The organism is Methylobacterium frigidaeris (genome assembly GCF_022179185.1).
Lineage (GTDB): Bacteria > Pseudomonadota > Alphaproteobacteria > Rhizobiales > Beijerinckiaceae > Methylobacterium > Methylobacterium frigidaeris.
The window spans coordinates 1-207 of sequence record NZ_BPQJ01000501.1 but is presented as its reverse complement, the minus strand read 5'-3'; the positions used below and the strand labels follow the sequence as shown (position 1 = coordinate 207).

At 43.0% G+C, this 207-nt stretch carries 1 protein-coding gene; it reads right to left on the bottom strand.

What is annotated here, in order from left to right:
• On the bottom strand, positions 1–207 hold a 207-nt coding region (locus tag MFF64_RS37750), incomplete at both ends, for a hypothetical protein (protein WP_238194250.1).

Here is a 207-nt window from a genome sequence, read left to right as displayed (position 1 = left end):
ACAGAGTGCATCGCTAGCCAATCATCATGTGGCAATGTTGTATTAACATCTTGCAACGTTCTGTCACGCCAACCACGATAATAAACCATAAAATGTTTCTCTTGGGTCGGCTCATTGGCTTGGCTGACCATTGGTTGATGGAACAGACTAAAAAAGATAAATGCCAGGCCAACCAATAACGAAAGACCCAGCCAACTGACAATTGTT